Here is an 11,701-nt window from a genome sequence, read left to right on the forward strand (position 1 = left end):
TTGACGTACAAGTAACGCCGCCGCTTGTTAATGAAAGCCTTGATTGCCTGGCTGCCGTGCGCAATGACATATAAATAATTATATTTGAATGCTGGCTAACGCAAATATTGTTAGTCTTTCTATTTATGACACTTCTACCTGTAGAGATAGCCGAAAAGTATGAATTAGTAGTTGGATTAGAGGTTCACGCTCAGCTATCTACGCAAAGTAAATCCTTTTCGTCCGATTCGGCTGCCTTTGGCGCCGAGCCAAATCACCACATTAGCGCTATATCGTTGGGCCATCCCGGTACGTTACCGCGCATTAACAAAAAAATGGTAGAGTATGCGGTGAAATTGGGGCTGGCTTGCAACTGTACCATCAATTTAAATAACACTTTTGCGCGTAAAAACTACTTTTATGCAGATCTGCCAAAAGGATACCAGATTACGCAAGATCATGCGCCGGTTTGTCTGGGCGGCTCTATAACGGTCAAGTTAAGTAATGGTACAACTAAAAATCTCGCTATCCATCACATTCACATGGAGGAGGATGCGGGGAAGAGCATGCACGATAATCATCATGCCGACTCGCTTATTGATTTGAACAGGGCCGGAGTACCCTTGTTAGAAATCGTTTCGCAGCCAGACATGCGCAGTGCGGAAGAAGCCGGACTATTTTTAACAGAAATACGCAAGGTTTTGCGCTACCTGGATATTTGCGACGGTAATATGGAAGAAGGGAGCATGCGATGCGATGCTAACATATCTGTACGCTTGCACGGCGCTACCGAATATGGTAACCGTTGCGAGGTAAAAAATCTTAACTCTATCCGTAACGTGCAGCGTGCTATTGAGCATGAGTTTGCACGCCAGATAAGGGTGATTGAAGACGGCGGCCATATCGACCAAAATACATTGAATTTTAATGCCGATACCGGCGAAACATCTGTACTGCGCTCAAAAGAAATGGCTAATGATTACCGCTATTTCCCTGAGCCCGACCTGATGCCTTTAGTGCTTGATAATGCCTACGTTGATAACATCCGTAAATCGTTACCTGTATTGCCGGGACAGTTATATAAAAAATATATTGATCTGGGTTTGTCAGATTACGACGCGTCGGTAATTACTGCCGATAAAGAGGTTGCCCTGTATTTTGAGGAACTAACTAAACACACATCAAACTATAAAGGCGCGGCCCACCTAATGATGGGCGCGGTAAAATCGCACCTTAATGAAAGTGGCCAGCATATTAGCGACCTGCATATTGAACCGGTCACCTTGGCCGGCTTAATTAAACTGGTAGATACCGGCGCAGTGAACAATACAGTCGCATCACACAAGTTATTTCCGGCCATGATAAAATCGCCGGGCAAAACTGCTGATAAACTAGCTGCCGAACTCAACTTGCTGATCACTGCCGACAGCAATGATGTAGATAAATATATTCAGGACGCACTGGCCAAGTTCCCTGATAAAGTAAAAGAGTACCAGAAAGGTAAAAAAGGCGTTTTAGGCCTGTTTATGGGCGAGATCATGAAAAGCTCGAAAGGCAAGATTGACCCACAGGCTACCAACAAATTATTGATCACCGCACTAGAATCAAAATAATGAAATTGAAATTAGCAGTTTACGGCATCATCGCTTCGGCGTTATTGCTCGCGTCTTGCAAAGACAGTACTAACTTTAAAGTAACCGGTACGCTTAAAAATCCGGGTAAAATTAATAAGATCTATTTGTTAGAAGCAGACAGCGTGCAAATTGCTGTTGTAGATTCTGTTAACATTGCTGCCGATGGTAAATTTGAGTTTAAAAGAGCTACGCCTTTTGCCAACTTGTATAAACTGCGCATAGGCGGTAATATTTATGACCTGATTGCTAAAAATGGCGATGCTATTGAGTTTGAAGCTGACCAGAACGATCAAGCCCATAACTATACTGTAAAAGGTTCTGAAAACTCAGAGAAAATACAGGAGTTTAATAAGCTGAGCAATGTTTATGGCGAAAAGAATAATAAGGTAGTTGAAGAATATCAGGCTAAAGTAGAAGCGGCTGGTAAAGAAAGCGAAGAGCTAATTGCCCAGTATCGCCCCTTGTTCATGAAAAACATGAATGATTATACACAGGCCGTTTTAAAATTTGTAAACGAAAATAAAACTTCTTTAGCGGCATTCTACGCTGTCTCCTCTGTTGAGCCTATGCAGTATGAGCAACAAATGGTGGCTTATGCGGACGAAATTGAAAAAGAGAAGTTGTTTAGCGAGAACCCTGCCGTGCAGCGCTTTTTAGCGCAAATGGCTTTAATTAAGCCATTGTCTGTAGGCCACAAAGCGCCGCAGTTTAGCATTCCGGGCATTGACGGTAAAGTAGTTAACCTGTCAGATTATAAAGGAAAATACGTGATGCTTGATTTTTGGGCGTCATGGTGTGGCCCTTGCCGTGCAGAAAATCCAAATGTTGTTGCAGCCTATGCCGCGTTTAAGGACAAAGGCTTTAATATCCTGGGTATATCGCTGGATACAGGCAAACCTGAATGGGAAAAAGCTATAGCTGCAGATAAATTGACCTGGGCACACGCGTCTAACCTGCAAAGATTTGACGGCCCAACAGAGCGCCTTTATAATATTCAAGGGATCCCGGCTAATTTTATCATTGACCCACAGGGTGTTATTGTAGCAAAAAATGTAAGAGGCGATGAATTAGGAGCGTTTTTAAATAAAACGTTTAACAAGCCTTTATAATATGTTAACTTAAAGTGCCACTTAACAATTTGTTAATATTAAGTTTACTGTAAGCTTCTTTTAAGTACATACTTTTATAACAAAATTATAATAAGCATGAGCACCTCTACCAAACAAAAGATTCTAATAGTAGATGATGAACCGGATATTCTGGAACTCATTGAATATAATTTAAAAAAAGAAGGTTACCAGGTTTTCACGGCCCGTAATGGCCAGGAAGCTGTTACCGAGGCAAAAAGATCTTTACCTGATTTGATCGTGTTGGATATCATGATGCCTAAAATGGATGGCATTGAGGCTTGCCGCATTATGCGTACCATGCCCGAGTTTAAAAATACATTTATGGTGTTTTTAACCGCCCGTAGCGAAGAATACTCTGAAATTGCCGGCTTTAATGTAGGGGCCGACGATTATATAGCCAAACCAATTAAGCCACGTGCTTTGGTTAGCCGCATTAATGCCATATTACGAAGAAATGCCCCTGCTGAAGATGTAAGCGACAACAAATTGGAGATAGGCACCCTGGTAATTGATCGCGAGGCGTATCTTGTTTTTAAAGACGGCGAGAAGGTGGTACTAGCTAAAAAAGAATTTGAATTGCTTTACCTGCTGGCCTCAAAACCGGGCAAGGTATATACCCGCGAAGTTATCCTAAAAAACATCTGGGAAGACTCCGTAGTAGTTACCAACCGTACTATTGATGTACATATACGCAAACTGCGCGAGAAGTTAGGCGACGATATAGTAGCTACCGTTAAAGGTGTAGGTTACAAATTTGAGATTAAATAACAAAAGGCCCCAAATTGGGGCCTTTTGTTATTTATAAGGCTTTAAACTTACAAAACCGGTTTTCTTTTAGCTTTTGTAGCTGTAGTAGTGGTTTTGGCTGTGGCTGCTTTTTTAGCGGCCTCAACGGTTGATTTTGCTTTATCGCCAGCCTCTTTAGCTTTAGTTTCAACTTTGGCTTTTACTTCTTTAGCTTCGGTTTTTGATTTGGCTGCTACATCTTTTGCTTTAGCTGTTACGTCTTTTACTTTGGCGTCTGCTTTTTTTGTAACATCGGCGGCTTTCGCTTTTACTTGCTTTATTTCTGCATCAGCTTTTGCTTTGGTGTCTTTCACCTTAGTATCTGCTTTAGCCTTTACGTCTTTAACCACAGCTTTTGCTTCGGTAGTTGCAGCGCTGGCTTTTTCATTTACCGCAGTTTTAGTGGCTGTTAACTTTTTAGCAATAGCACGTTTGACCGGAGCTGCTTTTTTAGCAATGTCGTCATATTTGTCTTCGGTAACATCTTTTATATCTTCGGCAGTGTCTTTGGTGCCTTCCCAAAGCTCTTCAAGTGTTTCTTTTACCTTTTCGAAAAATCCTTTTTCTTCAGGTTTGGTTGATTTATCTTCCATGATGTAAATAAGTTAGATGTATAATTGATGGTATAATTACAATAACTACACCAATTCATTTTTGTTTGCCCCATAAGTATACAGCCCTCAAAATCAACTTAAACACAGCTATCGTTGCGGGCGACGAAGAATTACAGCTTAGGATATCCAATATAAACTGTCCTGTTATCTACACATAACACAGTGTAAAGTTATAACCAACGCAACCAGAAATAGAGAAGGGCCCGGCAATGAATTGATTAAAGGCTTTAGGCTTTACTAAAAGATTTATTTTAAAAACCGTACTTTTGCACCTTTAATTTAATACATGAAAATACCAAAGTTTGCCGACCTGATATTGTTTGAGGATGATGACCTGATTGTTATTAATAAGCCAGCCTTTATAAGCTCGCTTGATGATAGGGGTGAAGGCGGTGAGGTCAATATACTGCGTTTGGCGAAACAATATAGTGATGACGCTCAAGTGTGTCATCGCTTAGACAAAGAGACCTCAGGTGCGCTTATTATAGCTAAAAACCCGGAAACATACCGTGCGGTATCTATGCAATTTGAAAAACGCCAGGTTAATAAGGTATATCACGCTATAATTGACGGTACACACCAGTTTGATAAGCTATTTGTTGATTTGCCGATATTGAACGTTGGTAAGGGTACAGTAACCATCAGCCGCCAGGAAGGTAAACGGGCAGAGACCTGGTTTCAGTCGCTCAAGTTTTTTAAACACTATACCCTGGTAGAGTGCCGCCCGGTAACTGGCCGTATGCACCAGATTCGTATCCACCTGGCTACCCAGCGCGCCTCAATAGCCGGCGACGAGATGTATAAAGGCAAACCGGTGTTCCTGTCAGCCATAAAACGTAAATATCATTTAGGTAAAGATCAGGAGGAACTGCCTATTATGAAGCGCTTTGCGCTACATGCTTACGAGGTAACCTTCAAAAAGATAGACGGTACACCAATCACTATTCACGCCCCGTATCCTAAAGATTTTGAAACGTTATTGAAGTTATTGGAGAAGTTTGACGCTTAATAATAACACTCGTTGTCCTATACAAACATAGCATGACAATGGAGGATTAACTATCCAATCATTACCCCGGGTTTATTTACCACAGGTAACTTAATAAAATTGGCATCAATAATGCTTTCGGGCAGGAAGATGAATTTCTTGTCGTAGATCTGTTTGCCAATGTAATAGCTTACCCAGTACTCGTTGTTAAGTCCAAAGGTTTGCTCGTCTATCATTTCTATCTGTTTAAATGTGCCAGCGGCAACTTCGGTAAACATATGGCGCAGGGTAGATGTCTTAACCTGCTCACCATCCTTTTCGCCATAACCTTTTGACGTGATCAGTACGTTCTCGATATTTTCTTTTTTTTGATTGATAAGATATACATGCCAGATCTTGCGCTCGGCTGTTTCGCCCTCTAAGGCTACAGCAACTGCAATATCTGTTACGTTATTTTCCGGAAGATCTTTAATCATGGTTGGTTATTGAGTTATCACTGATTGGGTGAGTAATTGATCATATGAAACCACTCACCCATCAACGCCTCACTTACTTTTTCTTGGCAAATTTCTTACCGCCTTTTTTGGGCGCTTTAGCATCTGCTGCGGCCAGTGTTTTACACTGTTCAAACGTAAGCGTAAGCGGATCTGTTATATCTTTAGGGATTTTAACGTTTTGTTTACCAAATTCAATATAAGGCCCCCAACGTCCGTTTAGTACTTTCATGGTTGGGTCCTCATCAAACGCTTTTATCAGCTTTTCAGCATCTTTTTGGCGTTTTGCTAATATCAACTCAACTGCCTGCTCTTCGGTAACGTCAAGCGGATCAATCTCTTTCGGCAACGATACAAAAGCGCTGTTATGGCTGATGTAAGGGCCGAAACGGCCAATAGCAACTTTCATTACCTTACCTTCAAACTCGCCAACCACTTTAGGTAGTTTGAAAAGTTCAAGCGCTTCTTCCAGGGATATTGTCTCGATACTTTGGCCCGTGCGCAGGCTGGCATATTGCGGTTTGTAATCTTTATTATCGTCGCTGGCGTTTTCGCCTATCTGTACAAACGGTCCGTAACGGCCAATGCGTACAGACAGTTTTTCGCCGCTTTCAGGGTGTGCGCCCAATTCGCGTATACCGGTAGCTTTATCTGCCGTCTCAATAGTGCTTTGTACGTCTGCATGGAAAGGCGTGTAGAAGTTGTGGAGCATAGTAGTCCACTCTTCTAACCCTTGTGCTATCTCATCAAATTGTTTCTCAACCTTGGCGGTAAAGTTAAAATCGACAATGCCTTGAAAATGTTGTACCAAAAAGTCATTTACCACAGCACCAATATCCGTAGGGAATAACTTACCACGCTCAGCACCGGTATTTTCAATGCGTTCGTCCTTTAAAATGCCATCGCCTTTAAGCGTGAGTACCCTAAATTTACGTTGCTTGCCTTCGCGCTCCTCTTTTATCGCGTAGCCACGGTTTTGTATGGTTGATATGGTAGGAGCATAGGTTGACGGTCGGCCGATACCCAATTCTTCCAGTTTTTTAACCAAACTTGCCTCTGTATAGCGTGCCGGTGGGCGAGAGAAGCGTTCTGTGGCAGTCATTTCCTGCAACTCAAGCGCCTGTCCATTAGTTAATGGTGGCAGCATGGTGTTGTCGCCATCTTGCTGCAAGTCATCCTCTTCATCGTTTGATTCAAGGTAAACCTTCAGGAAACCGTCAAACTTCATTACCTCGCCATTGGCGGTCAAATCGTCTTTACGGGTTGATATGCTGATCTTTGCGATAGTTTTTTCAAACTGTGCCTCGCTCATTTGCGACGCGATAGCACGTTTCCAGATCAGCTCGTAAAGGCGTGTTTCGCTGCTGTCGCCTTCAATTTTATGATTACTGAAATAAGTAGGGCGTATAGCTTCGTGAGCCTCTTGCGCGCCTGCACTTTTGGTTTTATATTTTCTGTATTGGTGATATTTATCGCCGTAGGCGGATATGATCTCTGCAGTAGCCGCAGCTAATGCGGTTTCAGATAAGTTAACCGAGTCGGTACGCATGTAGGTGATATGCCCGCCCTCGTACAATTTTTGGGCTACCTGCATGGTGCGCGATACAGAGTAACCCAGTTTTCGACTGGCTTCCTGCTGTAGGGTAGAGGTTGTAAACGGTGCTGCGGGCGAACGTTTAGCCGGTTTTGTTTCTAACGACTTGACATTGAAATCAGCTCCGATACAGTCTGTCAAAAACTTCTCGGCATCTTCCTGTTGGCTATATCGTTCGGCAAGCTCGGCTTTAAAGGCTTGTTTGCCTTTACCAAATATGGCTACAATTTTAAACGCAGCTTCTGACTGAAATTTATTGATCTCGCGCTCACGCTCGACTACAATACGCACAGCAACAGATTGCACACGACCGGCAGACAACGACGGCTTAACTTTTTTCCATAATACCGGCGAAAGTTCAAAACCTACTAAGCGGTCTAAAACACGGCGGGCTTGTTGGGCATTTACAAGGTTATAATCTATTTTACGCGGATTTTCAATTGCAGCTAAAATAGCCGGTTTAGTTATTTCATGAAAAACAATGCGTTTGGTATTGGCTTCCTTTAAATTTAAAGTATCAAATAAGTGCCATGATATAGCTTCTCCCTCGCGGTCCTCATCGGACGCTAGCCATACTGTTTCGGCTTCTTTTGCTAATTTCTTTAACTCGCTTACTATCTGCTTCTTATCGGCAGGTACTTCATAGGTTTGTTTAAAGTTGTTGGCTACATCAATAGCATCTTCAGATTTCACCAGATCGCGGATATGGCCGTAACTCGACTTCACCATAAAGTCTTTTCCAAGGTATCCCTCAATGGTTTTAGCTTTCGCAGGTGATTCTACTATCAGTAAATTTTTAGCCATTTATTAGAGTATTTTTTGCAAATAAAGGATAAAGTAAGCGAAACGCAAACTTGTTTTTTTGAAAGGGTTGTAAAGGTGTAGGGTTTGAAGCCTGTAGTTTTAAATTTTAAAAGTCGAAAGAGCAGGTTTCAGCCCGTTCATCATTTTAACTTTCGAACGTTAGACTACATCAAGAAGCCGCCGCCCAGCAAGTCATTTCCCTCGTAGAAAACGGCAGACTGCCCCGGCGCTACGCCCGATGCCATGTGCGCAAAATCAACCTTCATGTGGTCACCCATTTGTACAATAGTACTTTCAGAGCCCGCGTCTTTATACCTTATTTTGGTGATGGCGTTTAGCGGCTCAATGATACTTTCGTATTTAATGAGGTTAAGGTTTTTAACCCAGGCTTGTTTCTTTTGTAGTTCATCCTCAGTACCCAAAACAACCGTATTGGTGGTAGGATCAATACGTGTTACAAACATTGGTTTACCCAACGCAATACCTAAGCCACGGCGTTGCCCTATGGTGTAAAATGGATATCCTTCGTGTTTACCTACTATAGTGCCGTCTGCAAGTATAAAGTTGCCGCCTGCAACACGTGCTTCCAGGTCCTCTACTTTGTGCCTTAAAAAAGCTCTGTAGTCGTTGTCGGGTACAAAGCATATCTCGTAGCTTTCGCTTTTACCAGCCAGTTCAATCTGCCCCATGTCTAAAGCCATTTGTCTTATCTCGGGCTTGGAAAAACTGCCTAAAGGGAATTTGGTACGCGCGAGGTTCTCTTGCGATACACCCCAAAGTACGTATGATTGATCTTTATTTTCGTCTTTACCTTTTGATATCACATGACGGCCGTTGTCTTGCAAGCGGATGTTCGCGTAGTGTCCGGTAGCAATTAACTCGCAATCCAGTTTATCAGCACGTTTTAATAAGGCTTCCCATTTAATGTGTGTATTACATAACACACAAGGGTTAGGGGTGCGGCCAGCAAGATATTCGTCAACAAAATTGTCAATTACAAAATCGCCAAACTCATTACGTATATCTAATATGTAGTGCGGGAAACCATAACCCACAGCTAGGGAGCGTGCATCATTGATGCTATCCAAACTGCAGCAGCCTGTTTCTTTTGAGCTGCCGCCGGCAGAAGCGTAGTCCCACGTTTTCATGGTAAGGCCGATAACCTCGTAACCCTGTTCATGCAGCATAACTGCCGCTACCGAGCTATCAACCCCGCCGCTCATGGCGACCAAAATCCTACCGTGCTTACTCATATTGGGCGCAAAGATACAGCTTTACGCCTAACTATGCTAAATGGCGTTAGTCAGTTAAGGGTAAATATAATTACTGGCGGGTTTGGCCGTTACCCCTCACAATCCATTTATAGCTGGTTAGTTCCTGCAAACCCATTGGGCCGCGAGCATGCAGTTTCTGGGTGCTGATACCAATTTCGGCACCCAGGCCAAATTGTGCACCGTCTGTAAATGCCGTTGACGCATTTACGTATACCGCAGCAGCATCAACCCGGTTCAGAAAAGTTTCAGCGTGGTCTGCTTTCTCTGTAATGATGGCTTCGCTATGTTTTGAACTGTACTTTGCTATATGGTCAAGTGCTTGTTGTAAGTTGTCCACCGTTTTTATAGCCATTTTCATCGACAAAAATTCTGTGCCAAAGTGTTCGTTACCTGCCTGTTGTAACCTATTGGCAGGGTAGTGGCCAAGTAGTGCTTCATGGGCAAATTCATCTGCAAAGACGGTAACTCCTGCATCCCCTAGCGGTTGCATTAATTTTGGCAGATCATTTAGTCGCGACGAATGAATAATGGCGCAATCCAATGCATTACATACACTTACTCTTCGCGTTTTGGCGTTTAGAATAACATCGGCACCAGTTTTTAGATCTCCAAACTCATCAAAATAGGTGTGCACGATACCCGCACCGGTCTCTATTACGGGTACTTTACTGTTTCTGCGCACGCTGTCAATTAATCCCTGGCTACCACGCGGAATAATCACGTCTACATAACCAACTGCTTGCATCAGCGCTTCTGCGGCTTCTCGTTCTTTAGGTAGTAAGACAGCAGTGTTTGTATCGATATTATATTTAGTCAGTATTTTATGGATGACGTTTATGATAGCCTGATTAGAAAAAGCCGCGTCGCTGCCACCTTTTAAAATACAGACATTCCCGGTTTTAAAGCAAAGGGCAAATACATCAAAGGTAACATTGGGCCTTGCTTCGTAAATAACACCCACTACACCTAGCGGTACACTGATCTTTGAAATTTTCAGCCCATTAGGCATTGTCTTATCAGATAGTACATGACCTAACGGATTCTCAAGTCGGGAGATGTTAACAATGTCATCAGCGATACCTTCTATCCGGTCGGCAGTTAATTTTAACCTATCATAATTGGGGTTTTCCGGGTCCATTCTATCCAGATCTTTCTGGTTCTCCGTCAAGAGGTAATCTGTTTGAGCGATGGCTTCCTTAGCCAGGTCCCTCAATACATTATTTATCGTATCGGCAAATAAACTTAACGAACGACCGGCCGCTTGCGCAGCCTCAAAATATTGAGTATAGCTCATATTATTAGCTTAGTAGGTAAAGATAATCGTAATGCACCAGTGGCTTTTGATTTTTTTGCCCGATGCTTTCGCGCGCCTTGTCTGAGCCATATTCGGCTATACCCAGAGCAATTGTTTTGTTTTTATCGTCAATTAGTTTAACGATCTCGCCCTTTTTAAAGTCGGTTATTATAGTTGTAATGCCAACAGGTAACAGGCTTGTGGCCTTGCTTGATGTGAGCGCTGCTTTAGCTCCCGAATTTACCTGTACTACACCGGTAGCAGCATTCTCTGAATGTGCTATCCACTTTTTTTTCTCGGATGCCGTACGCTTGGGTATAAAACGTGTATGTTTTGCAACATTAGCCAATACATCAATCAGGATATTATCCTTAGTACCGTTGGCAATGTGCACCGCTATACCCAATTTAGCTGTTTTTTGGGCCATGGTTGATTTGGTGATCATTCCGCCGCGGCCAAACTGAGATTTGCCGGTGCTTACAAATGAAGCGAAGTTAATACCCGACTCGGCTACTTCTGTGATGATAGATGAGCCTGCGTCGTTTGGATCACCGTCATAAATACCATCTACATTAGTTAAAATGATCAATGCCTGTGCGTTAAGCATAGATGCTATCAGTCCTGCCAGCTCGTCATTATCTGTGAACATCAGTTCGGTAACTGAAACTACGTCATTTTCGTTTACTATGGGGATTACCTGGTGTTGCAGTAGTATCTCCAGGCAGTTCTTCATGTTAAGATAGTGTTGCCTGCCCTTAAAATCTTCGGTAGTAACTAATACCTGCGAGCATATGACATCTTGCTTTTCAAATAGTTGTGCGTAGTTGTTTATAAGCTTTATTTGCCCGATTGATGCCAGCAACTGCCTTGCAGCTATAGCATCATACTTGTCGGAAACTGTGATTATACTTCGGCCCGCCGCGACCGCCCCGGATGACACCAAAATAACCTCGATCCCCTGCTTTTTAATGGCCGAGATTTGCTCCACCAACTGGCTGAGACGCTGTTGATCGGGGAGGCCATTGCTCTGTGTTAAAACATTTGACCCAATTTTTATGACGATCCGTTTGTAGTTAAACGACATGTTTTTCTAAGGATATATGCAACAAA

The 11,701-nt window shown here is 42.8% G+C and carries 10 protein-coding genes; 4 read left to right on the forward strand and 6 right to left on the reverse strand.

Going from position 1 to position 11,701, the window contains the following annotated elements:
- The first annotated feature begins 125 nt into the window (after positions 1–125).
- The 3 genes from gatB (at position 126) to ACFSYC_RS15540 (ending at position 3,511) form a co-directional block, all read left to right on the forward strand.
- Positions 126–1,592 (forward strand): Asp-tRNA(Asn)/Glu-tRNA(Gln) amidotransferase subunit GatB, encoded by a 1,467-nt coding sequence (gene gatB, locus ACFSYC_RS15530; RefSeq protein WP_377129456.1) that lies wholly within the window; start codon positions 126–128, stop codon positions 1,590–1,592.
- Positions 1,592–2,722 (forward strand): redoxin domain-containing protein, encoded by a 1,131-nt coding sequence (locus tag ACFSYC_RS15535; protein ID WP_377129458.1) that lies wholly within the window; start codon positions 1,592–1,594, stop codon positions 2,720–2,722. The genes gatB and ACFSYC_RS15535 overlap by 1 nt, the downstream gene beginning before the upstream one ends.
- Before the next feature lie 96 nt (positions 2,723–2,818).
- Complete coding sequence (locus tag ACFSYC_RS15540; RefSeq protein WP_377129460.1) at positions 2,819–3,511, forward strand: response regulator transcription factor; 693 nt, start codon at positions 2,819–2,821, stop codon at positions 3,509–3,511.
- Positions 3,512–3,558: 47 nt separating this feature from the next.
- Here ACFSYC_RS15540 and ACFSYC_RS15545 read toward each other — a convergent pair whose 3' ends face one another.
- Positions 3,559–4,122 (reverse strand): hypothetical protein, encoded by a 564-nt coding sequence (locus ACFSYC_RS15545; protein ID WP_377129462.1) that lies wholly within the window; start codon positions 4,120–4,122, stop codon positions 3,559–3,561.
- 307 nt (positions 4,123–4,429) lie between these two features.
- On the opposite strand from ACFSYC_RS15545, the gene ACFSYC_RS15550 reads away from it, so the two are divergent.
- Positions 4,430–5,152 (forward strand): RluA family pseudouridine synthase, encoded by a 723-nt coding sequence (locus tag ACFSYC_RS15550; protein ID WP_377129464.1) that lies wholly within the window; start codon positions 4,430–4,432, stop codon positions 5,150–5,152.
- Between the two features lie 50 nt (positions 5,153–5,202).
- Here the strand turns inward: ACFSYC_RS15550 and ACFSYC_RS15555 are convergent, their stop codons facing one another.
- The 5 genes from ACFSYC_RS15555 to proB form a co-directional block, all read right to left on the reverse strand.
- Positions 5,203–5,607 (reverse strand): hypothetical protein, encoded by a 405-nt coding sequence (locus ACFSYC_RS15555; RefSeq protein ID WP_377129466.1) that lies wholly within the window; start codon positions 5,605–5,607, stop codon positions 5,203–5,205.
- Between the two features lie 73 nt (positions 5,608–5,680).
- Entirely contained in the window at positions 5,681–8,023 is a 2,343-nt protein-coding gene (topA, locus tag ACFSYC_RS15560) for a type I DNA topoisomerase (RefSeq protein ID WP_377129468.1), read from the reverse strand.
- 164 nt (positions 8,024–8,187) lie between these two features.
- Positions 8,188–9,276: a tRNA 2-thiouridine(34) synthase MnmA gene (gene mnmA / locus ACFSYC_RS15565; RefSeq protein ID WP_377129470.1), complete on the reverse strand. Its 1,089-nt coding sequence runs from the start codon at positions 9,274–9,276 to the stop codon at positions 8,188–8,190.
- Between the two features lie 70 nt (positions 9,277–9,346).
- The gene (locus ACFSYC_RS15570) at positions 9,347–10,591 is read right to left on the reverse strand and encodes a glutamate-5-semialdehyde dehydrogenase (protein ID WP_377129472.1); all 1,245 of its coding nucleotides are present in this window, start codon (positions 10,589–10,591) and stop codon (positions 9,347–9,349) included.
- Positions 10,592–10,595: 4 nt separating this feature from the next.
- Positions 10,596–11,675: a glutamate 5-kinase gene (gene proB / locus ACFSYC_RS15575; protein ID WP_377129474.1), complete on the reverse strand. Its 1,080-nt coding sequence runs from the start codon at positions 11,673–11,675 to the stop codon at positions 10,596–10,598.
- Between the last annotated feature and the right edge of the window lie 26 nt (positions 11,676–11,701).

It is taken from the genome of Mucilaginibacter antarcticus (genome assembly GCF_042686155.1).
GTDB classification, from domain to species: domain Bacteria; phylum Bacteroidota; class Bacteroidia; order Sphingobacteriales; family Sphingobacteriaceae; genus Mucilaginibacter; species Mucilaginibacter antarcticus.

Coding starts and splice junctions, on each gene's coding strand:
- mnmA (WP_377129470.1), bottom strand. CDS start 9,276: ATGAGTAAGCACGGTAGGATTTTGGTCGCCATGAGCGGCGGGGTTGAT.
- ACFSYC_RS15570 (WP_377129472.1), bottom strand. CDS start 10,591: ATGAGCTATACTCAATATTTTGAGGCTGCGCAAGCGGCCGGTCGTTCG.
- topA (WP_377129468.1), bottom strand. CDS start 8,023: ATGGCTAAAAATTTACTGATAGTAGAATCACCTGCGAAAGCTAAAACC.
- proB (WP_377129474.1), bottom strand. CDS start 11,675: ATGTCGTTTAACTACAAACGGATCGTCATAAAAATTGGGTCAAATGTT.
- ACFSYC_RS15555 (WP_377129466.1), bottom strand. CDS start 5,607: ATGATTAAAGATCTTCCGGAAAATAACGTAACAGATATTGCAGTTGCT.
- gatB (WP_377129456.1), top strand. CDS start 126: ATGACACTTCTACCTGTAGAGATAGCCGAAAAGTATGAATTAGTAGTT.
- ACFSYC_RS15540 (WP_377129460.1), top strand. CDS start 2,819: ATGAGCACCTCTACCAAACAAAAGATTCTAATAGTAGATGATGAACCG.
- ACFSYC_RS15550 (WP_377129464.1), top strand. CDS start 4,430: ATGAAAATACCAAAGTTTGCCGACCTGATATTGTTTGAGGATGATGAC.
- ACFSYC_RS15535 (WP_377129458.1), top strand. CDS start 1,592: ATGAAATTGAAATTAGCAGTTTACGGCATCATCGCTTCGGCGTTATTG.
- ACFSYC_RS15545 (WP_377129462.1), bottom strand. CDS start 4,122: ATGGAAGATAAATCAACCAAACCTGAAGAAAAAGGATTTTTCGAAAAG.